The sequence below is a fragment of the Massilia aerilata genome (assembly GCF_042656905.1).
GTDB lineage: Bacteria > Pseudomonadota > Gammaproteobacteria > Burkholderiales > Burkholderiaceae_D > Telluria > Telluria aerilata.
The window spans coordinates 125606-148401 of sequence record NZ_JBHSMZ010000004.1 but is presented as its reverse complement, the minus strand read 5'-3'; the positions used below and the strand labels follow the sequence as shown (position 1 = coordinate 148401).

Annotated in this window: 20 protein-coding genes; 1 reads left to right on the top strand and 19 read right to left on the bottom strand. The window is 54.9% G+C overall.

Annotated elements, in window-relative coordinates; translation table 11 throughout:
* Positions 1–9 precede the first annotated feature (9 nt).
* From ACFPO9_RS05330 to ACFPO9_RS05300, 7 genes are all read right to left on the bottom strand, one after another.
* Positions 10–1062 carry an SDR family oxidoreductase gene (locus tag ACFPO9_RS05330; protein WP_379768161.1) on the bottom strand — a complete coding sequence of 351 codons (1053 nt, stop codon included), beginning with the start codon at positions 1060–1062 and terminating at the stop codon, positions 10–12.
* A complete protein-coding gene (locus ACFPO9_RS05325) occupies positions 1062–2351 on the bottom strand; it encodes a nucleotide sugar dehydrogenase (protein WP_379768158.1) in 1290 nt (429 codons plus the stop codon). The genes ACFPO9_RS05330 and ACFPO9_RS05325 overlap by 1 nt, the downstream gene beginning before the upstream one ends.
* 155 nt (positions 2352–2506) lie before the next feature.
* Complete coding sequence (gene rfbC / locus ACFPO9_RS05320) at positions 2507–3058, bottom strand: dTDP-4-dehydrorhamnose 3,5-epimerase (protein ID WP_379768155.1); 552 nt, start codon at positions 3056–3058, stop codon at positions 2507–2509.
* Between the two features lie 2 nt (positions 3059–3060).
* Positions 3061–3945, bottom strand: a complete 885-nt coding sequence (rfbA, locus tag ACFPO9_RS05315) for a glucose-1-phosphate thymidylyltransferase RfbA (protein ID WP_379768152.1) — start codon at positions 3943–3945, stop codon at positions 3061–3063.
* Complete coding sequence (gene rfbD, locus ACFPO9_RS05310) at positions 3938–4843, bottom strand: dTDP-4-dehydrorhamnose reductase (RefSeq protein WP_379768149.1); 906 nt, start codon at positions 4841–4843, stop codon at positions 3938–3940. Before rfbD ends, rfbA begins: the two co-directional genes overlap by 8 nt.
* Positions 4844–5902, bottom strand: coding sequence for a dTDP-glucose 4,6-dehydratase (gene rfbB, locus ACFPO9_RS05305; RefSeq protein ID WP_379768146.1), 1059 nt, complete (start codon positions 5900–5902; stop codon positions 4844–4846).
* 67 nt (positions 5903–5969) lie between these two features.
* The gene (locus ACFPO9_RS05300) at positions 5970–8759 is read right to left on the bottom strand and encodes a YjbH domain-containing protein (RefSeq protein ID WP_379768143.1); all 2790 of its coding nucleotides are present in this window, start codon (positions 8757–8759) and stop codon (positions 5970–5972) included.
* 344 nt (positions 8760–9103) lie between these two features.
* Between ACFPO9_RS05300 and ACFPO9_RS05295 the strand changes: the two genes are divergently transcribed.
* Complete coding sequence (locus ACFPO9_RS05295) at positions 9104–9307, top strand: hypothetical protein (RefSeq protein ID WP_379768140.1); 204 nt, start codon at positions 9104–9106, stop codon at positions 9305–9307.
* A gap of 12 nt (positions 9308–9319) precedes the next feature.
* On the opposite strand, the gene ACFPO9_RS05290 is transcribed toward ACFPO9_RS05295, so the two are convergent.
* The 12 genes from ACFPO9_RS05290 to ACFPO9_RS05235 form a co-directional block, all read right to left on the bottom strand.
* A complete protein-coding gene (locus tag ACFPO9_RS05290; RefSeq protein WP_379768137.1) occupies positions 9320–11269 on the bottom strand; it encodes a polysaccharide biosynthesis protein in 1950 nt (649 codons plus the stop codon).
* A gap of 50 nt (positions 11270–11319) precedes the next feature.
* A complete protein-coding gene (locus ACFPO9_RS05285; protein WP_379768134.1) occupies positions 11320–12492 on the bottom strand; it encodes a DegT/DnrJ/EryC1/StrS family aminotransferase in 1173 nt (390 codons plus the stop codon).
* A gap of 20 nt (positions 12493–12512) precedes the next feature.
* On the bottom strand, positions 12513–13160 hold the full coding sequence (locus ACFPO9_RS05280; RefSeq protein WP_379768131.1) for a NeuD/PglB/VioB family sugar acetyltransferase: 648 nt from the start codon (positions 13158–13160) through the stop codon (positions 12513–12515).
* A gap of 11 nt (positions 13161–13171) precedes the next feature.
* Positions 13172–13768, bottom strand: coding sequence for a sugar transferase (locus ACFPO9_RS05275; protein ID WP_379768129.1), 597 nt, complete (start codon positions 13766–13768; stop codon positions 13172–13174).
* A gap of 193 nt (positions 13769–13961) precedes the next feature.
* Positions 13962–15089: a glycosyltransferase family 4 protein gene (locus ACFPO9_RS05270; RefSeq protein WP_379768126.1), complete on the bottom strand. Its 1128-nt coding sequence runs from the start codon at positions 15087–15089 to the stop codon at positions 13962–13964.
* 29 nt (positions 15090–15118) lie between these two features.
* On the bottom strand, positions 15119–16285 hold the full coding sequence (locus tag ACFPO9_RS05265) for a glycosyltransferase (RefSeq protein ID WP_379768123.1): 1167 nt from the start codon (positions 16283–16285) through the stop codon (positions 15119–15121).
* A gap of 79 nt (positions 16286–16364) precedes the next feature.
* Complete coding sequence (locus ACFPO9_RS05260) at positions 16365–17573, bottom strand: O-antigen ligase family protein (protein ID WP_379768120.1); 1209 nt, start codon at positions 17571–17573, stop codon at positions 16365–16367.
* Positions 17570–18823, bottom strand: coding sequence for a glycosyltransferase family 4 protein (locus ACFPO9_RS05255; protein ID WP_379768117.1), 1254 nt, complete (start codon positions 18821–18823; stop codon positions 17570–17572). Before ACFPO9_RS05255 ends, ACFPO9_RS05260 begins: the two co-directional genes overlap by 4 nt.
* Before the next feature lie 14 nt (positions 18824–18837).
* The gene (locus ACFPO9_RS05250) at positions 18838–19866 is read right to left on the bottom strand and encodes a glycosyltransferase (RefSeq protein ID WP_379768114.1); all 1029 of its coding nucleotides are present in this window, start codon (positions 19864–19866) and stop codon (positions 18838–18840) included.
* Positions 19867–19868: 2 nt separating this feature from the next.
* On the bottom strand, positions 19869–20804 hold the full coding sequence (locus tag ACFPO9_RS05245; RefSeq protein WP_379768111.1) for a PIG-L deacetylase family protein: 936 nt from the start codon (positions 20802–20804) through the stop codon (positions 19869–19871).
* Between the two features lie 56 nt (positions 20805–20860).
* On the bottom strand, positions 20861–22114 hold the full coding sequence (locus ACFPO9_RS05240; protein ID WP_379768108.1) for an oligosaccharide flippase family protein: 1254 nt from the start codon (positions 22112–22114) through the stop codon (positions 20861–20863).
* Positions 22115–22720 carry an acyltransferase gene (locus tag ACFPO9_RS05235; protein WP_379768105.1) on the bottom strand — a complete coding sequence of 202 codons (606 nt, stop codon included), beginning with the start codon at positions 22718–22720 and terminating at the stop codon, positions 22115–22117. It abuts the gene before it with no gap.
* Positions 22721–22796: the final 76 nt, after the last annotated feature.

The following is a 22796-nucleotide window of genomic DNA, read 5'->3' as shown; positions in this document are numbered from 1 at the left end:
CACCCTGGATCAGTCCGGCACGACTGCGTTCTGCTGTCGCGAAAAATCGCTGACGTACCAGTTCATGGCCTCCTCGAGGCTGTCGGCGATACGGTGCGTCGGGGCATAGCCCAATAGCGCCGCCGCCTTCGAAATATCGGCCTGCGAATGGCGTACATCGCCGGCCCGGAAATCGACATACTGTGGCACATGGCTGTCCACATGGGCAAAACGCTGCGCCAGCTCGGCGCGCATCATCCGGTACAAGGCATTGAGCGTGGTGCGGTCGCCAAGCGCCACGTTGTACACCTGGTTGGCGGCTTCCGGCGCTGCCAGCGCCGCCAGCAGGTTGGCCTGGACCACGTTGGCCACATAGCAGAAATCGCGGCTGGTCTCGCCGTCGCCGTTGATGCGCAGCTCGTCGTTGCGGATCAGCGCCGCCACCCATTTCGGGATCACGGCGGCGTAGGCGCCGTGCGGATCCTGGCGCGGACCGAACACGTTGAAGTAGCGCAGGCCGATCGATTCCATGCCATAGGTGCGGCCGAACACCTCGGCGTACAGCTCGTTGACATACTTGGTCACGGCATACGGCGAGAGCGGCTTGCCGATCCGGTCCTCGACCTTCGGCAGGCCCGGATGGTCGCCATAGGTCGAGCTGGAGGCGGCGTAGACGAAGCGTTTTACCCTGGCGTCGCGCGCAGCCACCAGCATGTTCAGGAAACCGGTGATATTCGTTTCGTTGGTCAGCTGCGGATTCGCGATCGAGCGCGGCACCGAGCCCAGTGCGGCCTGGTGCAGGACGAAGTCGACGCTCTCGCAGGCGCGCGCGCAGTCGTCGGGCGAACGGATATCGGCGTTCAGGAAAGTAAAGTTGGCATAGGCCGCCTCGCCGACCAGTTCGCGAACCTGGTCGAGATTGTGCCGGTGACCGGTCGCGAAATTATCGAGGCCAGTGACGCGCTGGTTCAGCTTGAGCAGGGCTTCCACCAGGTTCGAGCCGATGAAGCCGGCCGCGCCAGTCACCAGCCAGTGGTAGCTGTGCTGGCGCAGGTGTTGTTGAAGATCCTGAAATTTGCCCATTACAGCCTCCAGACGCAATAGCCGGCGTCGCTGATCGCCTTCGGATCGAATTGCGACTTGACGTCGATGAAGCAGCCCTTGTCGTTCAGCTTGGACTGGAAATCGCACAGCGAATGGGCCAGCACTTCCTTGTGAGGAACGGCCACGACCAGGGCGTCGGCTTTCGGCAGGTCTTCCCAGCTTTCCAGCTTGATGCCGTATTCGTGCCGGGCTTCCTCGGCTTCGGCAACCGGGTCATACACATGCACCTCGCAGCCATAGGACTGCAGCTCGTGCACGATGTCGGCGACTTTCGAGTTGCGCAGGTCCGGGCAGTTTTCCTTGAAGGTCAGGCCGATCACGTTGACCTTCGAGCCCTTCACGTGGAAGCCCGAGGAAATCATCGACTTGACGGTCTTTTCGGCCACGAACTTGGCCATGCCGTCGTTGATGCGGCGGCCCGCCAGGATCACCTGCGGGTGGTAGCCGACCATCTCGGCCTTGTGGGTCAGATAGTACGGGTCGACGCCGATGCAGTGGCCGCCCACAAGGCCCGGGCGGAAGGGCAGGAAATTCCACTTGGTGCCGGCAGCCTTCAGGACTTCCAGCGTGTCGATGCCGACCTTGTCGAAGATAATGGCCAGTTCGTTCATCAGGGCGATGTTCAGGTCGCGCTGGGTATTTTCGATCACCTTGGCGGCTTCGGCCACCTTGATGCTGGAGGCGCGGTACACGCCGGCGGTCACCACCGATTCGTACAGCTTGGCGACGCGGTCCAGGGTCTCTGCATCGTCACCGGACACCACTTTCAGGATGGTGGTCAGCGTGTGTTCCTTGTCGCCCGGGTTGATACGCTCCGGGGAGAAGCCGACGTGGAAATCTTCCTTCCACTTCAGGCCGGATTCCTTTTCCATGATCGGAATGCAGACTTCCTCGGTCGCGCCCGGATAGACGGTCGACTCGAACACGACGATGGCGCCGCGCTTCATGTGCTTGCCGACGGTCTTGCTGGCGCCGGCCAGCGGGGTGAAGTCAGGATTGTGGGCGATATCGACCGGGGTCGGGACGGCCACCACGATGTAGTCGGCCTGTGCCAGTGCGGATGGGTCGGTGGTGACTTCCAGGTGCTGTGCCGCCTTCATCTGTTCGGCCGACAATTCACCGGTAGGATCGACGAACTTTTTATAACTCTCGACCTTGGATGCCGACAGATCGAAGCCAATCGTCCGGGATTTCTTGCCAAATTCGACGGCCAGGGGCAAGCCAACATAACCCAAGCCAACTACTGCGATAACACTACCTGCATTCATGATACATCCTTGACCGACCTGCGAAAACCTTCGATTGTACCAAAACTAGTTTCCTCACTTAAACAAAAAGGCTGACGCCTTGGTGCTCTTTCGAGGCCTAAGTGCAACACAAATCAATCCTGCCGGCTCGGTGACGTTTCCTTGCCCAAGAGCTGTCAGTCGAACAATTCCGCCCCGCTGAGCAGCTTGGCTGCCGCATCCTTCGCAGCCAGCCGGGGTTCGCCATCCAGGGGCCAGGCGATGCCGACGGCCGGGTCCTTCCACAGCAAGCTGCGTTCATGCTCCGGATACCAGTAATCGGTGGTCTTGTAGAGCATTTCGGCCGTGTCGCTCAGGGCCAGGAAACCATGGGCGAAGCCGGGCGGCACCCACAGTTGCCGACGGTTGTCGGCGCTGAGCAGCACCCCGGCCCAGCGCCCGAAGCTGGGCGACGACTTGCGCAGGTCGACCACGACATCGAACACGCTCCCCTGCACCGCCCTCAGCAGCTTGCCCTGGGGATGATGGATCTGGTAATGCAGCCCGCGCAACACGCCCTTTTCCGACAGGCTGTGGTTATCCTGGACGAACTCGACCTCGATGCCGGTCGACTCGCGAAAATCGCGGGCGTTATAACTTTCGAAGAAATAACCACGATCGTCGCTGAAGACTTTCGGCTCCAGCAGCAGTACATCGGGAATCGCGGTGGGGATGAGCGTAAACGGCATGGTCAGGAGGATTTCAGCAATTTCAGCAGGTAGTCGCCATAACTGTTGCTGGATAAAGGCGAGGCCAGCTTTTCGAGGTCGGCGGCGCTGATCCAGCCCTGGCGATAAGCGATTTCTTCCGGACAGGACACCTGCAAGCCCTGGCGCTTCTGCAGCGTGGCGATGAAGCTGGACGCCTCCAGCAGGCTGTCGTGGGTGCCGGTATCCAGCCAGGCCAGGCCACGCCCCATGACTTCGACCTTCAGTTGGTCCTGCGCGAGATAGGTCCGGATAAGGTCCGTGATTTCCAGTTCACCGCGCGCGGACGGCATGATGCCGGCGGCAATATCGCAGACCTTGTTGTCGCAGAAATATAGCCCGGTCAGCGCATAGTTGGACTTTGGCGCCCGGGGCTTTTCCTCGATGCTTGCCACGCGCCCCATGCCGTCGAATTCGATCACGCCGTAGCGTTCCGGATCCTGCACGTGGTAGGCGAACACGGTCGCGCCGTCGACGCGTGCATTCGCGCGCTTCAGGTGGGCCGCCAGGTCGTGTCCATAGAAAATATTATCGCCAAGGATGAGCACGCAGGGATCCTTGCCGATGAAATCGCGTCCGATAACGAAGGCCTGTGTCAGGCCGTCCGGCGATGCTTGCACGGCATACTCGATATGCATGCCCCATTGGCTGCCGTCGGCGAGCAGGCTGGCGAAACGCGGCAGGTCGTGCGGCGTGCTGATCAGGAGAACATCACGGATCCCGCTCAGCATCAGTGTGCTGAGGGGATAGTAGACCATGGGTTTGTCGTAGACCGGCATCAGCTGCTTGCTGACCGCCTGCGTGGCCGGATATAGCCGGGTGCCGTAGCCACCGGCCAGGATAATGCCCTTGCGTTTGGTATCAAGCATCGATGTCTTTCTGGATTATTTGCTGCAGCACCTGACGCACACCATCTTGCCATGGCGGCAAGCGCAGCCCGAAGGCATGCCGGAAACGGCCGGTATCGAGGCGCGAGTTGGCCGGGCGCTTTGCCGCCGTCGGATACGCCGCAGTGTGCACCGGCAGCACATCTTCCGGCCCGGCCCGGAGCGGCATACCTGCCTCCCGCGCAGCACCGAGCACGAAGCGGGCATAGTCGTACCAGCTGGTTTCACCCGATGCCGCCACATGGTAAATCCCATAAGGAAAGGCCTGCCCGCCTTCGCGCGCATGTTGCCGCACCAGATGGGCAGTGAGGTCGGCCAGCAAGCCGGCCGAGGTGGGCGCGCCGCATTGGTCGTCGACGACCCGCAACTGTCCACGCTCGGCGGCCAGGCGCAGCATGGTCTTCGCAAAATTGCCGCCTTGGGCGCCCAGCACCCAGCTGGTGCGCATGATCAGGTGGCGCGGGCAAGCCTCGGCGAGCGCCAGTTCGCCGGCATGTTTGCTGCGGCCGTAGACGTTCTGCGGCGCGGGACTATCGGCTTCCGTGTAGGGCGCCTGCCCGCTGCCGTCGAACACGTAATCGGTCGAATAGTGGACCACCAGCGCACCGAGGCGCGCGGCTTCCTCGCCCAGCACGCCCGGCGCCCGCGCATTCACGGCAAAGGCGGTATCACGGTCGGACTCGGCCCGGTCGACGGCGGTATACGCGGCCGGGTTGACGATGACATCCGGCGCATAACTGCGCACCAGCGCGCGCAAAGCATCGGCGTCGGCCAGGTCGCAGTTCGCGCGGCCGACCGCCAGCACCTCGCCCAGCGGCGCCAGCGCCCGTGCCAACTCGAACCCCAGCTGGCCGTCCTTGCCCGTCAACAGAATCTTCATCTACGCTCCGTACTGCTTGCCGACCCACTCGCGATAGGCGCCGCTGGTCACATTCTCCACCCAGTCCGGGTGGTCGAGATACCAGCGCACCGTCTTGCGGAGTCCGCTTTCGAAGGTCTCCGCCGGCCTCCAGCCCAGCTCGCGCCCGATCTTGCCCGCATCGACTGCATAGCGGCGGTCGTGGCCCGGACGGTCGGCCACGAAGGCGATCTGGGTCCGGTAGGATCGTCCGTCGGGGCGCGGGCGCAAGGCATCGAGAATATCGCAGAGCGTGGTTACGACCTCGAGATTCGTCTTTTCGTTGCAGCCGCCGACGTTGTAAACCTCGCCCAACCGCCCCGCTTCCAGCACGCGCCGGATGGCCGCGCAGTGGTCCCCCACGTACAGCCAGTCGCGCCGCTGCCGGCCATCGCCGTAGAGCGGCAGCGGCTTGCCGGCCAGCGCATTGTGGATGCACAGCGGGATCAGCTTTTCCGGAAAGTGCCAGGGCCCATAATTGTTCGAGCAATTGGTGGTGAGTACCGGCAGGCCGTAGGTATGGTGCCAGGCCCGCACCAGGTGGTCGCTGGCCGCCTTGCTTGCCGAATAAGGACTGTTCGGCTCGTAGCGACTGGTTTCGCTGAAGGCCGGCTCGTCCAGGCCCAGGGAACCATACACCTCGTCCGTCGACACATGCAGGAAGCGGAAGGCCGCCTTTTCCGCCGGCGCCAGGCCGCTCCAGTAGGCGCGCACCGCTTCGAGCAGGTGGAAGGTGCCGACGATGTTGGTCTGGATGAAGTCTTGCGGGCCGTGGATGCTGCGGTCGACATGGCTCTCGGCGGCAAAGTTGAGGACCGCGCGCGGCCGGTGCGCGTCCAGCAGCCTGCGCACCAGGGCGGCATCGCCGATGTCGCCCTGCACGAATACATGACGTGGATCGCCGCCCAGGCTGGCCAGGTTATGCAGGTTGCCGGCGTAGCTCAGCTTGTCCAGGTTGAGCACCGGCTCGTCGCATCCGGCGAGCCAGTCCAGCACAAAATTACTGCCGATGAATCCGGCGCCACCGGTGGTCAAGATCATGGATGGACTGCTCCTGTTTGTGCGTACATGCCCGGTATTGTACGTGCCGGGCGCTGCGCGGGCACAATCAGTAGCTGCCGCTCCAGGCCACGCTGAGCGACTTCGGCCCCGGGCTGACGGCAAGGCCCGAGCGTGCGTTGTCGCGCTGGGTCTGCCACAGCCAGCTGCCCATCGCATAACCGAGCACACCGCCGGCAACGACGTCGGACACCCAGTGCTGGCGGCCGGCGGTGCGGCCCAGCGAACCGATGGCGGCCACGCCGTACAGCCAGGGCGCATCGTATTCCTGCGCGAAGGGCGTGATCGCGGCAAACGCGATGGCGCCGTGGTTGGACGGGAAGGAAGCGTTCGAACGGTCCGCGGTGCGGCTCCAGCGCCCCGCTTCCTCGCCAGGACGGGCGCGGCCGATGACGCGCTTGGCCGCCACCGACAAGGCCCCTGCCCCGACGATGGACTCCAGCGCAATGTAGCCTGTGTTCTGCATGCGCGCGTCGCCAAAGGCCAGCGCACCGGCCGCGGCGCCGGCAAACAGCACCGGCGTGGCCTTGCCGACCTGGTCCCACTTGTGGGCAAGGCTGGAACCCGCATGCTTTTTCATGAAGCGGTCGACCGGCTTGTCCAGCAAGGCGCCGGCCAGGACCGCGCCGCCGGCCGCTGCCGTGCCCTTGGCCCATTGCGGCAGGGTCGGCGTGGTCGAAAACGACTGCTCCAGGCACCAGCGGAAGGCCGGCCACGGACTGACCACCGGGCGCATCGCCGGGTTGACAGCCGGCAGGCTCTGCTCGTCGCGGCGCTCGCCAAAGTTGCCGAGTCCGTCGTAGGTCGTCAGGTCGCGGCGCTGGTTTTCGAACAGCTCGTACAGGTCGCCCGGACTGGCGACCATCTGGCCGACGTCACGGGTCCACGGCGCGATGCTGGCCCCCGCGCTGGCCTGCGAATCCACCGGCAGCATGATGTTCAGCGGCACCGACAGGAAGATGCCCTTGTCGTGGTAAGGGTTGCTTGGCGTGCCCGGATTCGTGGTGTCCTTGCCGTTGGTCCTGGTGTACCAGGCGCCGATTTCCACGCCGGACGCAAAGCGGCGCTTGAATTCGACACGCACGCCTTCGTCACGGGCCAGGAAGCGGCCCGCCCGCGCGGTGGCGGTCACGTCGTACGGCAGCTTGTAGTGCAGCGCACCGAGGGCGGTAACGGTCTGGTAATCGCGCTTGTCGAACCAGCCCCGGTAGCCGCGCTGCTGCAAGGCATCGACGCTGATATCGGCCGCCCACTGGCTGGCCTTCGGCAGGTAGAGCACCTGGCCGCCGACGCCGCGGTACATCTCTTCATAGAAGCCGGCGGAGGCGCGCGCGTACAGGCGCTCGTCGAGCGTCAGGTACTGGTTCAGCATCAGCTTGTTGAGCTTGAAGCGGCTGCTGCGCTTGTACTCGGCAATATCGGTGCGTACGTGGGGCAGCAGGCTGTTCGACGGCTGGGTGACGCCGGAAATGTTTTCGAACAGGTTCAGCTTGAACGCGCTGTTCAGGTAAGTGCCCTGGCCCAGGCGCCGGTCGTAATTGGCCGCCGCCGCGACTTCGTAGCGCAGCGCGCCGCTCGGGTCGTTGAAATAGAAGCCGAGCTTGGGCACGACCTTGAAGCGGTTGGCTTCGCGGTCTTCCGACACCAGCTGGACGATGTTGCCGTCCTCGCCCACCTGCACCGCCAGGCCGTTGTCTTCTTCCCGCACTGCGGCAAGCAGGCCTTGCTGCTCGCCGCCGAGCTGGTCCGCCGGATTGGCGTAACGCACGCGCACGGTTTGCAGGAAGGACTCGCGATTCGCCAGGCCGGTGAAGTAATCCGTCAGACGCTGCAGGTCGGAAAACTCATAGGTGGCAATCGGCTGTTCGAGCTGGGTGTAGGTGATGTGGATCGCGTACGTGCCCGCCGGCGCGAACGCGAGCGCGGTGCGGGCGGCCCGGCCAACCGCACGGCCGAGGTTGGCGATGCGGTTGTTCGTGAGCGTGAGCTTGAGCGTGTCGCCGTCGAGCTCGATGCGGATATTCTTGAAATCCTGTCTGGCCAGTGCCTGCACCAGTTCGGCGCCACGGCTTGCGCTCTGGCGCCATTGCTCCGCCGAAACCCGCGTGGGCGCCTTGCTTGCGTCGTAAGGCGCCGGCTCGTAGAGCTTGGGAACGAATTCACGTTCCGACAGCGGGATGCTGATGTAGGCGTTAGCGCTGAAATGGTCGCGCTGCCGCGCGAGCTGGGCGCCCAGCCAGCCCCAGCGGTACTCGAGAGCGACGGACGGACCTTTTTTCCGCCTTGCCGCGCCGGTCGCCACCGCGTCATAGTCATGGGTGTAATCGTTGGCGTCGTACTCGGCTGCTACTGCCAGGCCCGGTACAGTGAGCGAATACCAGCGGGCTCCTGCGAATGCGCCGTCCAGGCGCTGCCTGCCGTAGCCGATGCTGGCTTCCACGTTCCGGGCACTGCCGAAGGTCTTGGTCGCTACGACATATTGACTCTTGAAGAGCTCGGTGCCGAGCAGGTCGGTGGCGCCGACTGAGACTGCCGGCAAGTATGTCCCCTCTTGCCACAGGTTCAGTTTGGCGTCGGCTACCTTGTCCTTGTAGCGCCCATAGCCTTTCCAGTCCGGGTCCTTCACATCTGCAAACGCCCTCGTTCCAGTAATCGATACGTAGCGGCCGGTTACCTGCAGCATCGGCAGGATGGTCGAGGTCAGCCACAGCGAACCATACGGCCGGTCATAGCTGTAGCCCATGCTGAAGGTGCCGTCCGCTTCTACAGCGGCGCTGGGCATGTTGATGTAGCCGGATTGGCCTTGCAGGGTCGGACTGGCGCCCGCGGTGGCGCTCACGCCGAGCAGAAGCCATACGTACGAACAGTACTTGAGGGATTTTTTTAAGATGGGGAACACGTGGAGGTCGGTGTAAAACAGGCAAGCGGAACAGTTTATCATCGGCAAGTTGGCTTGCCAAAAGATTGTTGCCCTCGGTGATGGAAGAAGCTGTCGCGCCACAACGAAAAACAACAACAGAATGTGCCGCCGAATATTATGAAAACGCAAGCAACTGTGACAATGTAACTATTTCTTGTCAGACCAAGCGAGCGCGCCGAAACATCGTGCTAAACTAAAATCAATAGCACGCAAGAACTCGTCATACACATGCGAAGCACATCCAAGGGACGGGAGATCGAACGATGGAAAAAATAGAACGTTTGCGGGCCATGGCACATGATGCCCTTCGGGAGTACCAGGCGACGATCAGCGCCGGCGGCGAGCCGGTCTATCCGCAGTGGGCGGACGATCTACTGGAGGTGTGCCAGCAAGCGGAGGCTGGCCAGCAACTCTTTTACTCTCCTGCGCCGCGCGCAGGCCGGCCTTGCGCCAACCTGCACAACTAATCGAGGACTGGCTTAACTGTTAGCAACGAGCAAGGCCTGCTTCGCCTGCTTCGCCTGCTCCAGATACACCCAGTCCACGATCTCGTCCGCTGCCCGGTAACCCGGGACCAGCTCATGCAAGAGCTGCCTGATCTGGGCGACATTATTTGCGCCCAGTGCCGCCTCGAGCGCCGCCATCCGCTTCATCAGATGGTCCCAGGGAATCGCTTCTTCGCGCGCGCGCATCACGCGCGGATGCGCGGTTTCGGTCGGGTTATCGCCAATCAGCAGTTCTTCGTACAGCTTTTCACCAGGGCGCAGGCCGGTGGTGACGATCGCGATGTCCCCATCCGGATTCAGCTTGTCCTTGACCGACAAGCCCGACAACTCGACCATCCGGCGCGCCAGGTCGATGATGCGCACCGGGGCGCCCATGTCCAGCACGAACACGTCGCCCCCTTCCGCCATCGCGCCCGCCTGGATCACCAGTTGCGCCGCCTCCGGAATGGTCATGAAATAGCGCGTGATGTCCGCATGGGTGAGCGTGATCGGCCCGCCGCCCTTTATTTGCGCGCGGAACAGGGGCACGACGGAACCGCTGGAACCCAGCACGTTACCGAAGCGCACCATCGAGAAGCGGGTAGCGCCACCGCGCTGCGCCATGCCCTGCAGGACCAGCTCGGCCAGGCGCTTGCTCGCACCCATCACATTGGTAGGGCGCACCGCCTTGTCGGTACTGATCAGCACAAAATCGTTGACGCCGCACTCCGCCGCCACCTTGACGGTAACGTAAGTACCCAGCACGTTATTGCGCACGCCTTCCGCCGGGTTGTGCTCCACCAGCGGCACATGCTTGTAGGCCGCAGCGTGGTAGATCGTGTCCGGAAGCCAGGTGCGCATGATCTCGCGCATGCGCGGCTCATCCCGCACCGATGCGAGCATGGGCAACACCCGTACGCTGGTGCCTTCCGCAAGGGCCTGTAGCTCCTGGTGGATAGTGTACAAGGCAAATTCGCTTACTTCTACCAGGACCAGCGTGGCCGGCTCCAGCTTGACGATCTGCCGGCACAGTTCGCTGCCGATCGATCCGCCCGCGCCAGTTACCAGCACCACCTTGTCACGGATATTGCGGTGAAGCAGGTCATCATCCGGGGGAACCGGATCACGACCCAGCAGGTCTTCGATATCCAGTTCGTGCAGGTCGCGCACATGCACTTTGCCCTGCGCGAGATCCGCCAAGCGCGGTAAGGTTCGTACGTGCAGCGGTAGCTTGAGTGCCTGGATGTCGGCCACGATCTCCGCACGGCGGGCACGGCCGACGCCGGGCATTGCCAAAAGAAGGTCGGTCACACCGCGATGATTGACCAGTTCAGGCAGTTTTGAGGCAGAGAAAATACGCAAGCCGTTGAGCGTGCTGTCCCGCAAGCCGGAGGCGTCGTCGATGAAGCCACGTACGACGACCTCGCCGCTATTGGCAAGCGCCGCCGCCAACTGACGGCCAGCGGAACCCGCACCGTAGATCAGAACTTGTGGCAAAGATCTACGGTTGAGGACGCGAACATACTTCCCCCCCAGCCAGTAGCGTGCGAGAAGTCGGCTTGCACCGGTAGTGACGAAAAGCACTAAAGGCACGCTAAGCCCGACGCTACGTGGCACCCCGGCAATACCAATAAACGTGAATAACAGCAGATAAAGGAGACCGAAAGCCGTGCACGACTTGACAAGCGCCAGCATCGCAGCGGTTCCGGAAAACCGGAAAATCGCCCGGTACATTCCCGATATGACAAAGAATGGAAGAACAATACCGACAGCCGCAACGACTGCGCGGATCTGCGGGACGGTCATGAACTCCCAGTGTTCCAGCCGGAGCCCAAAAACCAGCCATACCGACCCGACGCACAAGCCAGCGTCGACCGCGAGCGCAAGGGCGCGCTTGGCACCGCGCGGCAGCGCCAACAGCAGATCAGCAAACTTACTCATCATTTCTTCCAAACAGCTTTTAGCCCTATTTTTCAACTGAACCGCGTGACAGCTTATGCCGCAGCTTTTAACACTTGATGGATTGCACTGCACATGACATCGATCTCCTGCCCCGTGAGCGTAGGGTGGACGAGGAACATGAGACTGGTTTCGCCCAACTCCAGGGCAACCGGTAGCCGCTCCGCTGGACGGAAACCTGTGCCATCGAATGCCTTTTCCAGGTAGACCTCGGAACACGAACCCTGGTAGCAAGGGACGCCAATCTTGTTGATCTCGTCAACGATGCGATCGCGGCTCCATCCGGCACCCAGCTTTTCCGGACGAACATACACGTAGCATTTGTAATGCGCATGCGTGACGCCCTGCGGTACTTCAGGCACGCGCACACAGTCATACCCGCGGCAGGCGTTCCAGATCGCTTCGGCGTGAGCGGTTCTCGCTTTCGTCCACTCAACCATACGCGTCAGCTGGATCCTTCCGATTACCGCTTGCATTTCGAGCATGCGCCAGTTGGTACCAAAGCTCTCATGCAGCCAACGGAAACCCGGGGGATGCTCACGCTCGTAGACGGCTTCGTAGCTCTTTCCATGATCCTTGAAAGACCACATCTTACGCCAAAGAAATTCATTATTGGTTGTAACCATGCCGCCTTCGCCACCGGTGGTCATGATTTTATCTTGACAGAAACTCCATGCACCAACGTGGCCGATCGACCCGACCATTTTGCCTTTGTACATCGCGCCATGCGCCTGGGCGCAGTCTTCAATGACCTGGAAGCCGTGCTTTTCCGCCAAGTCCATGATCGGATCCATGTCACAGGGCCATCCGGCCAGGTGGACACAGATCACAGCGCGCGTACGTGGCGTCAATACTTTTTCGATGGTGGCGGCGGAGATGTTGCCGCTGTCGAGCTCTACATCTGCGAATACCGGCGTCGCGCCCGCGTTAACGACACAGGAGATGCTTGCAATGAAGGTGCGCGGCGTTACTACTACCTCGTCGCCTGGGCCAATGTCTATAGCCTTGAGGGCGACATCCAATGCAAGGGTGCCATTTGCCAGCGCTACAGCGTGCGGCGTCCCGGACCAGGCGGCGAATTCGCGTTCAAATTGCCTGGTTTCGTTACCTGTCCAGTAGTTGACTTTATTGGAGAGTAGCACTTGTTGAACGGCGGTTGCTTCCTCATCCGTAAACGAAGGCCAAGGGGAAAACGGGATATTTAACATCTCTACTATCAACCTTAAACTTAAACCTGCATCGGTCGCGCAGGGTTGCCTATCACTGTTGTTAAAGGTGCAACTCCCCGAGTCACCACCGCCCCCATCCCGACTACAGCACCGGCACCGATAATGAGGGGATCACCGGGTTTGCCTTGCCGGATGATGGCTCCCGCCCCAATATATGCATGATCCTCAATAACGACGTTGCCATTGCAGTGCACGCCAGGAGCAAACGTAACGAAATCACCAATAATGCAGTCGTGCGCGATATAGCTATATATATTCGCGTGAAACTGCTTACCAATTCGGACATTGCTGGTAATCGTAACAAACGGGCAGAGCACCGCCCCAGGACCAATTGATATTTCGTCAAGCGTTACGACATTTTGACCTTTCACGTCAACGAAACCTACTCCATCTGACGCACAACGAAGTGCAATCTCCTCACGTGCCTGACTGTTGGCAACTGCAATAGCTACATAACGAGCGTCTGCAGGTTCCTTCAACCAATCCATATATGACGTGACCCGATGTCCGTTCTGAAAAGCAACCTGAGCATTATCGTCCACGAAAACGAGATCCCAAGAATCTTCCGCCGCTTGAAGTTGATGGCGCATCAACGGCAAAACTTCTCTTCCAAAGCCACTCGCACCAAAAATCGCATATCGTTTCATTTTACCGCTTCTCACCTTTTAGCTTTACCCATAAAGCGCGGCATAGTCGCATCGCCAGTCGCCGTGATTCCTTCACGGATAAAAACCTTTTTTACTGTTAGCCAAAGTATTTTTACATCCATCCACAGGGATCGATTATCGACATACCAGATGTCAAGCTCGAATTTCTCCTCCCAGGTCAAAGCATTGCGCCCGTTAACTTGAGCCCAGCCTGTAATGCCTGGACGAACCTCATGCCGCCGTGCCTGTTCGATCGAGTAAAGGGGCAGATATTCCATTAACAAAGGACGCGGCCCAACTAAACTCATTTCCCCTTTAAGTACATTCCATAGTTCAGGGAGCTCATCCAGACTAGTAGCGCGTAGAAAGCGGCCAAACGGTGTAAGGCGATCAGCATCGGCCAGAAGGCGTCCGTCTGGACCTTCCATTTGAGTCATCGATCGGAACTTGACCATCTGAAAGGGTCGGCCACCTTTTCCCGGACGAATCTGACGAAAGAAGACTGGGCTACCGATCTTCTTGTAAATCACAAAGATCAGAAAAAGCAATGGAACGCTCAAAATAAACAACGCGACCATTGCCACAATTAAGTCAAAGAAACGCTTCATGTTTTACCTGGAAGTTTTTACAACAAAAGCAAAATTCATTTTTCATTTCAATAAAAATACAAAAAAAGAAAGTAGAGCTCAGCGCAAATAGCTCGTACATAATTAAAATCTGGCTGTATCTTTAGCAGGAAGGATCAAAGCATGGCCGATCAAAGAAATCCATGGCATAAATTCCTGAGAAATTCAAGAGATTTCACTCACCCAAGACATTCCGGTAGAATAGAACCATGCGTTTCCAGTGATCCTTTTGACAGAACCGCTCTGTTACACGAATCCTTGCGCGTTTACCCATTTCACGAAGCAAAGTGCGCGACGCTTCTAGAGCATATAACATTACATCAGCCAACGGTTTTACTTCACGTGCGGGAACTAGCCAACCGTTGAAATTTTTTTCTATGATCTCATTACATCCGTTGATATCAGTAGCGATCGCGGGTAGTTCCATCGCGCCAGCTTGAAGCAGTACATTCGGGAACCCTTCGCGATAACTGGGAAGAACAAGCACGTTACTTACAGCCAACGCAGGACGTACATCATCGACAAAACCCAACTCGAAAATCCGCGGATGCGAACGTATTATCTCTATATCCCTTTGGAGTAAAGGTGAAGTGACATCAATCTTACCTACCAAAAGCAAATTCGCTGTTTGCGGCAAGGTCTTAAATGCTGCCAATAGCTCACTTAGCCCCTTATCCTTATTTAATCGACCGACAAAGCAGAAGACAAAATCATCATCTTTCAGCCCCAGTCGATTTCTTAGACATGTCGCAGAAGGCGCAACCCCCAAAGCCGTCGGAGCAAAAAAACTTGCATCTACACCAGCGATATTCCCGTATCCGATCACGTTTAAAGGTTTTTTAGTGATGCGATATCTTTCTAAGTCCCGCTTTACACCCTCTCCTTCTGGTACAAGGTGTGTTGCACATGCACACAGGATCCGATCAGTCCAAACTAAAAGCCTTCGTCGAAAGCCCAATTCCGTCGGAAATATGAGCCCGGTGAACGTATGTATACGGATTGGCACACCGCAGATCCACCCGGCGAGCATACAGACGAGACCAGCCTTTGGAGTATAAGAATGTATTATCGACGGCTTAACCCTTCTAATGCTTTGGCACATAGAAATAACGGATGTAATGTCCTTTATTAAGCTTATGCCACGAACCATCGGCACAGCCATGACGGTTACTTCTTCCCTTGCGGCGACTTTTTTGAGTTCCTGACCTGGACTAGTTACAAGCGTTACATCGAAGAAATCAGCTAAATATCGTGGTTGTCGCGCAAGAATAGTAGCTAATGTTTCGGGAACTGTCGTAGCCACTAGTATCTTCGCCGATGATTTTTTGCGCATTAATCAACCAGTCGACTATCAGGATGATTCATGACTGCCGACTCTTCTTTTGAAAAAAATCTTTCGGCCAAATCTGAATTGGTGTCATACATTTCTAACCACTGCTCAGCTATTCGGCGCAAAGAATAAAGTTCAACGATTTTCTTACGCCCAGCGCTGCCTCTTTGACGTCTTTCTTCTGGCGATAACATCAAAGCATTCCCCATGGCTTCACTTAAGGCAAAGCTATCCCTGATGGGCACAACAAATGCATTATCGCCCGCAAAATCCTTAACACCGCCAGCATTTGTCGACACCACGACACGTTCGCATGCCATTGCCTCCCCGACCACCAGCGGCAACCCCTCCCACGCTGAGGACAACACAAACGTATCCGCAGCATTCATTAGTTCAAAAACGTCTCGCCGTAAACCAAGGAAATGAATTCTGTTTGCAAGTCCTAACTCACGAGCCTTTGCCTCAAAAAATGCTTGATTACCGCCAGATCCAGCAATCATAAGCACACAGTTTTTATGGCTCCTTGCAATTGTACTGAACGCTGAAAATAAATTAGGATAATCTTTCGCGTCTGCAAATCTACCAACCGCAAAAAATACATGTATATCTTCCGCGAGATTCAAGTCCCGACGTGTCTTCTGACGAATCGACCATTCAAATCTGAACCGTTCGCAGTCAATTCCGTTATGAACCGCAATTATTTTCCGCAGTGGCGCAGCCTTTTTAACGATGAATTGATTTACGCTATCATGACTTACGTTGGTTGTTATATCTGCGAGATTGTCAGTGTATCGATATGCCAACATCCGCAATTTTCCTCCCTCGTTAGAGTTATGGGCAGTACAAATCAAACGTTGCATCGGCTGAACGAGTCGCAACAGACGCGCGAACAGATTCGCATGGATCATATGACTGTGTACGACGTCAGGAGAGAATTCACGGATCAACCGAAGCGCCATCAAGTAAGCCGATATGAAGCTGAAAATATTCTTCTTCATATTAAGGGGGGCGACACGTACTACTTGACTAGTTGGTTTAACGACAGTCTCACCGGTCAGTGAAATCAGTAAAATAGAATGATTTTTCGCCGCATAGTAATCACAGAGACTTGCGACTTGATTTTCTGCCCCCCCCATACCAAGGCCAGTAATTATCAAAGCAATTTTCATAAGAGAATAAAATGACTTTCAAGAATCCATAAACTAGAACACGAAACGAGGCATCCTAATACTGGCAAACGAATACGGATTAGCAATGACCCGAACGCATATTGGCCAACGTTTTAGGATACCCACAACAAAAAATCAGTGCAAACCCAACCCAAACAAAATAGTTTGTTGCGAGATCGCCACTAACATTAGCATTAATAAACGCATATATGAAAAGCGCGACCGAGGTATGAAGCCACGGCCTCATCTCCTCCGATATTTTGGAAAATCGGATAGGGTTCAATAAGAAAGGTAGAACGAAAAGCAGCAACATAATACCAAACCCCAAAACACCGACCTCGGTTAATATCTCGCCAAAAATATTATGAAAATATTCTCTGCCTCCAGTAGTGCTTGGATCTGGTGAGAACGCGCCAAGCCCCGTTCCGAAAAATGGCGAATCACCCAACTGAGTCAGTGCGGCCGCGAAAACACTCCACCGGCCATCGCTACTAAGCGCCTCCGCAGAAAATCGAGGCACAAGTATTGGCAAAAGCAGTGCTGCAACAATGAATACTATTGCACTAATTAATACTCGGGCACCCCCACTAAGTCTTCGAAATGTGGATACTAGGACCGCGATTACATAGGTGATAGAAAATAGAAGTGCTAACACTGGCCCCCGCTCACCAATCATGAGCATCATTATTAACAACGGAGCACTTGCAGAAATAAAAAACATTCGACGCCAACCTTTGGCACGAATGGCAAAAATTGTGGCGATCAGCACACCTAATCCAAGGCTTCGTTCGGTTCCAATCACATCCACACCAAGTTGATTAAGTGAATATCGAAAGAAACCAGGCTCAAGCATCTCCGTGTCCATTAAGATCAAAAACGCCGGCAGCGCGGAGAAGACAAGCAGCCAACGCAGAAAACTTTCGATAAGGAATGGGCGTTGCCAATAGTTCCAAACGATGAAGAATGCCGGCATAACTGAAAAAACCAAAAAGCCCTGCACTTTCCACATTCCATACTCTGGAAACGAGCTTATGAAAAGCGAAAATGTAAATACACATACCTGCAATAACATCATTAGAATGTACACGCCCGCTCGCTTATTTAACGGCGATTTATTCTTATTAACGACTACAAGTTGAAACAGAACAGTAACAAGCGCCATGATTAAGGCGCGCCCGCCGATTAATAGATCTCCCGGCAGAAATTGCCAGATTAGCATTCCGTTTAACAATATCGCAAGTGACACAGTGGCTAAGCGATGTGACACAGCTAATTTAAGTTGACTCATCTCACAACTGCTTGTAGACATGCAGCAATCCGGCCAGCCGCATGATCCCATGAACCGCCATCGGCAACAATTTCATGTGCACGAAGGCCCCTAAGGTTGTTCTCTTCTTGCGACTCCTCAAGCAAATCACCTAGCGCTTGCGCGAGCGCTTTAGGGTTATCTGGCGCGACACAAAAACCGGCTCCAGCGGTCTGAATGGTTATGCCCAATTCATCCATTGCAGTTGTAACTACTGGTCGACCGCACCCAAGATAAGAGACGGTCTTCAAAGCCGAAATTGTTCCTGGGGTGCCACGATTTCCTGGAAAACTCGCTACGCAAACGTCTGCTGCGCCTAAGTAGACTGGCACGTCTTCATATTGCACATGACCAACGAGCGTCACCGTCGAATGTAGCTTTTCATCTTGAATGAACTGCTCACACATTTTGCGCGAAATCCCATCGCCAACTAAAATGATTCGCGCATTAGGTAGCCGATCTTTCAACATGACGGCCGATTTCATCAATGTTTCCAAACCCTGCCATACAGTCAGATTGCCCATCCATACAACAAGCGGCGAATCACTCAGGTTCAGCGCCTCACGGCAAACCTTTCTGCTGCGCGGATAAAACAATTCGGAATTATATCCGAGAGGAACAGGCCAGCATTTGTCTGAAGTTATCTGAAAGTTTTCATTTATATAGCGCAAGTAGCCCGGTGAGCCCACAACGATTCGTGCAACCTGATACATCAGCTTTTCCCATCTTGCAGTTATTGCCTGCTGAAAAAACTTGTTGGGGCGCTGAATTCGCATATCTTCGCTTGGCAGTCCATTCATCTCCACGACCAAGGGTCGATTCGTCAATAAACTGGCAAGCCAACCAACAACCATGCCAGGATCAAGCCGGGAGTAGATAACCTCTACCTTTTGAGCTCGAATTGTCCGAACCGCGGCAATTGTGCCGAGTAGATTCCAGCTTAACTGAAAGGCAAACCTGCGGTGCCACGGCTGAACTCGAACTTCTTGTAGCGTCGAGCCCACAGGCGCTTGCGGTCCAGGCAGGCACAATACCACCGGGTTAATATTGAAATTCTGCAATCCAACAGCGATTTCACGCATATGGATTGAGTCGCCCCTATCAGCCCACAAAGGAAGTACACCGATGAGTAGAACTCGCGTAGGGTTAGATCGTAACCTATCTACTTCTTCATTTTTGCCGGCACATGCTTGCGCTGCTGCATCCCGTACGGGATGGTCGAGCTGTTCCATTCTTTTCGAACTCATTAACCGCGACGCTCCAATACGGTTTCATAAACTGTTTTCAATTTCTTTACTCCGGACTCCCATGAAAATTCATCAAGAATTCGACTTCTAAATGGAAGATCGCGCGGCCTTTTTAGCGCATAATTCAGTTGTTCCGCAATATCCTGCTCGTCAAGTGGGTTGACGTATGTGGCACTTCCACCGAACCATTCTGCCGGCGCTAATGAGTTGCGTGTTACAACAATTCTTGTTCCGGCCATTGCAGCCTCTATTGTTGAATTTGGAGCAATTTCCGATACACTTGGCAAGACGAATGCTTCAGCACCTGCATACGCGGATGCCAACAGCTCACTGTTGTAAGGTAAGTGGTCGATAAATTTAACTCTTCCACCCCCTTCTTTACGGCATTGTGCTGCGTAGTCTTGGGCATCATCAGAAATACGCCCCACAACTACTAATGGGAGATCGATTGCCTTCATCGCACGAATAAGCCGTAGCTGGTTTTTATTAGGCTCGACACGACCGATCATTAGAACGTACCGTTCTAGTTCGAATTTCTCTCTAAATATCGACGGGTCTGCACTACCATAGAGCGCGGCGTCAGCGCAGTTCGAAATTACATGAATTTTGTCTGCAGGCACAGAAAAAGCGTTTTCGATTATATTGGCTTCTGCACGAGAAACTGCAATTAGTCCGTCTGCGACCTTGGCTTGAGAGTAAATGGTGTGCGCAAGGAGATTCCTTCCAATATTCCTTTTCCAAAATTCACTCATTACTCGAACAGTCCTCACAGGATATTCGGGGGGCAACACTGTACTTATTACATTACAGACCCTACGCTTATTTGCTGTGAGTACAAGCTCTTGAACAGAATGGTGCAACTTGAACGAATGTAAAATTTCGAATTCCGACAAATGATGACGCCATTGATCGAAAAGCTCTACATCTACGCCCGCTTTCCTCAGTTCCTTAAACGTCCGGTTGACTCGCATTTGTACACCGCCGATGTTCTGGTTTGTGTTTGGATATGTACAGAAAGCAACTTTCAAAATTATTTCCCCTCGTTTAGTGCGGGCGTGCCGATCAATTCTTTAACGCGTTTCGCTTGAGCATAAAGTAGCAAATAGTCACGGGCAAGAGTTGATGTTCTATTTGGTTTCTGTGGTGTCTCGTTCTCGGCGGCAGCAAGTAGACCTCTCACTGTCTCGGTCCGCTTGCCGCGTTCAAACTCACAAATAGAAATGATAGGCACTTTCTTTTTATATAAAATACCTTCAAGTTTTTGAAGGTATAAAGCGGCGCGAAAAGAACGCCACATAAATCTTTGTGATTGATACAGCTTCAAGACCCGCTCTGTATCACGAGAAAGTTCATCATTTCCATAGACGGCCGTCGTGAACACTGGAGTTAGCGGCGTTTGAATTGGGTAGAAGCGTACAGGGACTGACTCCGGCGTGAGTTCCGATACCAAGCGAGCCATCAAGCGATGTTCCGGATGATGATTGTACGGAAACGGAGCATAAATTAGGTCAGGCTTCACTTCATTTAAAAGCTTGACAAATCGCTCTCGAAGTTCCTCATTGTCGCTAGCTGGACTAGGAATGCCCCACCAATGGCAGCTATTCCAGCCGCATGAGGCCTGGACGGCTAATGCTTCTTTTTCCCGATGAGCAGCAGTTTCCATCGCATTACGATGCCCTCCATTTGCATTTCTACCGTCAATTGCAATTAACCAATTGATATCGGCACCCGCATCACGATGTGCATTGATGATAGCCATACAACCTAGCACCTCATCGTCGGCATGTGCAGATACTAGCAGAATATTTCGAGATTGATCTGACTGAAGTTCGCTCACTGCCTTTTTAACTAATTCATTAGAGGCCAAACGAAAGTATTTTCGTTGATTTACGTAGTGAACTAAATCCGCCAATTCAAAAAAATTAGTAAAGACGTAGTTTCGAATTTGTCGGAGCGAATTTATCATAAATCCAATTATTAACTATTTACAACTGTTATGACAAAGCTTCATGTGGGCAGCGGCTAATTAGCGACATCGCAGATATTTTTCCCAACAAATTTTGGCATCTTCTGCATATAGGAAAAGGCAACCCAAGCGGAATTAATCGAATACCCGATGCAAGCAGCAATCCCTGCACCAAGAAGACCAAATTTTGGAAGTAACAGAACATCAAGAACCAGCATTACGCTAGCGCCAATCCACGTGCCGCCAGCGACTCGAAAAGCAAACCCCCGGCCGATCAAACTTGATCCAAGAATCTTATAGATAACGGAAATTGTCACTCCAAATAGTATTGCTGGCAACACCGTAGCCACACCGATAAATTTGGCACCAATGAAATGTTTAACAAAGCTAGGCGCGATAAGACCGGCAAATAGAGCCGAAATGGCGGTTAATCCAAAAATAAGCATCAAAAATTTATTTGTCGTTCGTACAGCCTCTTGTTCGGTTTCTCTTGATACCTTAGGACCAAGCAACCAAGACGCTGCGTCTGGAATGCGCAAAACTGCCTCAGCGATCGTGTTCGCAACCGAATAAACCCCCAAAGCACTGCTGCCAAGCATTGCCCCAACTAAAAAGAAGTCTGCTCGTTGCAAAACTATTCCACCGATGCTTCGGAGCAAAGTTTGGGTCCCATATGCCGCGCTCTTCCGAAAAATATCTAACGGTCTGGAAGGGTTGATAAAACCGGCGCCCTTAGGCCTAATTAGGATTGCGATCGCAATCATTTGAAACAAGGCACTTAAAAGATATGCGAGAACGGCACCATGCAAAGAGCTGCCAAACGCGATGCTAAAAGAGAGAAAGAAAATCAGTGGCAACACACTCTCGGCGAAGTCAAGCCATATAGTCGTCTTATAGTTTTGCGTGGTCATTAACAAGCCACGCCCAAGCATACTTGAAAGACGACAGAGTAACAAAATCGCTGCAAAAAATGCGAGCAAAAAATCGAAGTGGTATCCCCATACTCTTTGGCCATTGGTAAAAATACCTATCCCAAGTGCGGCGCACGCTATACCTCCTACAGCAACGCTGTACTGGAAGAAAAATCGCGTGATGTCACGTACATCCACGCCTAATCGATTCACTAAGTATGGTGCAGCATCGTTCATCCCGAGAGTCAGCAGGACACCCCCAAAATACGGAAGCAACAGCAAAAGGCTCAGGGCACCACGTGCTTCTGTACCAAGCCAGCGTGCGGTAAGAATTCCAAGGCCCATTCCCATCAAGCCGTTCATGACCTGAATAAGAATTCTTATGAAAAGTAGACGCATCTAGAGTAAAACCGCTTCCGCACCAGCGGCTGGCGAGCTTGGATCGTTATACACACGACGTAAAGGTCGGGCCGGAACACCTAGAGCTACGACCTCTGATGGGATGTTTTTGGTAACGACTGCGCCTGCGCCAATCACAGAAGAGTCACCAACGGTAGTTCCAGCTAAAACGCAGACATTAAAGCCTAACCAGACGTTATTTCCAACCCGGATTTTTTCATATTCTTCACCACTATCGCGAATTAATACCCCAGGTATCCCGAAACGGTGCTCCGCCGCATTGATCCTACAACCTGCAGCAATCAGAACACAGTCTCCGATTTCCACGGTGCCATTTGCATATCCATTAATATAGCTGAACTCATGAATGCTCACCCGACTCCCAATTGAAACAAACTGAGGACCATAAATATAGACACCGGGAAATATAACTACATCATCGCCCATTTTTGCCAGAACCCTTCGATAAGCCGATTTTCTGAGACCTGTAGCAAGCCTACATTCACCGAAACGGGTCCAGCTAATTATTAATTGGGCAGCTGCTTTCGGCATTATGGAAAATACCCGATCCAAAAGGCGGCCAGAGAAGCCTCGCTTGACCTTCATGAAATAGTCCGTTCGCTCATAATTTCCAATTCAAACACGTTGCATTTCTTACTCAATTTCACTGCAAGAAAATAGT

What these genes read in the sequence shown, in the direction of transcription:
- ACFPO9_RS05330 (WP_379768161.1), bottom strand. Translation starts at nt 1,062, where the DNA reads ATGGGCAAATTTCAGGATCTTCAACAACACCTGCGCCAGCACAGCTAC.
- ACFPO9_RS05325 (WP_379768158.1), bottom strand. Translation starts at nt 2,351, where the DNA reads ATGAATGCAGGTAGTGTTATCGCAGTAGTTGGCTTGGGTTATGTTGGC.
- rfbC (WP_379768155.1), bottom strand. Translation starts at nt 3,058, where the DNA reads ATGCCGTTTACGCTCATCCCCACCGCGATTCCCGATGTACTGCTGCTG.
- rfbA (WP_379768152.1), bottom strand. Translation starts at nt 3,945, where the DNA reads ATGCTTGATACCAAACGCAAGGGCATTATCCTGGCCGGTGGCTACGGC.
- rfbD (WP_379768149.1), bottom strand. Translation starts at nt 4,843, where the DNA reads ATGAAGATTCTGTTGACGGGCAAGGACGGCCAGCTGGGGTTCGAGTTG.
- rfbB (WP_379768146.1), bottom strand. Translation starts at nt 5,902, where the DNA reads ATGATCTTGACCACCGGTGGCGCCGGATTCATCGGCAGTAATTTTGTG.
- ACFPO9_RS05295 (WP_379768140.1), top strand. Translation starts at nt 9,104, where the DNA reads ATGGAAAAAATAGAACGTTTGCGGGCCATGGCACATGATGCCCTTCGG.
- ACFPO9_RS05290 (WP_379768137.1), bottom strand. Translation starts at nt 11,269, where the DNA reads ATGATGAGTAAGTTTGCTGATCTGCTGTTGGCGCTGCCGCGCGGTGCC.
- ACFPO9_RS05285 (WP_379768134.1), bottom strand. Translation starts at nt 12,492, where the DNA reads ATGTTAAATATCCCGTTTTCCCCTTGGCCTTCGTTTACGGATGAGGAA.
- ACFPO9_RS05280 (WP_379768131.1), bottom strand. Translation starts at nt 13,160, where the DNA reads ATGAAACGATATGCGATTTTTGGTGCGAGTGGCTTTGGAAGAGAAGTT.
- ACFPO9_RS05275 (WP_379768129.1), bottom strand. Translation starts at nt 13,768, where the DNA reads ATGAAGCGTTTCTTTGACTTAATTGTGGCAATGGTCGCGTTGTTTATT.
- ACFPO9_RS05265 (WP_379768123.1), bottom strand. Translation starts at nt 16,285, where the DNA reads ATGAAAATTGCTTTGATAATTACTGGCCTTGGTATGGGGGGGGCAGAA.
- ACFPO9_RS05260 (WP_379768120.1), bottom strand. Translation starts at nt 17,573, where the DNA reads ATGAGTCAACTTAAATTAGCTGTGTCACATCGCTTAGCCACTGTGTCA.
- ACFPO9_RS05255 (WP_379768117.1), bottom strand. Translation starts at nt 18,823, where the DNA reads ATGGAACAGCTCGACCATCCCGTACGGGATGCAGCAGCGCAAGCATGT.
- ACFPO9_RS05245 (WP_379768111.1), bottom strand. Translation starts at nt 20,804, where the DNA reads ATGATAAATTCGCTCCGACAAATTCGAAACTACGTCTTTACTAATTTT.
- ACFPO9_RS05240 (WP_379768108.1), bottom strand. Translation starts at nt 22,114, where the DNA reads ATGCGTCTACTTTTCATAAGAATTCTTATTCAGGTCATGAACGGCTTG.
- ACFPO9_RS05235 (WP_379768105.1), bottom strand. Translation starts at nt 22,720, where the DNA reads ATGAAGGTCAAGCGAGGCTTCTCTGGCCGCCTTTTGGATCGGGTATTT.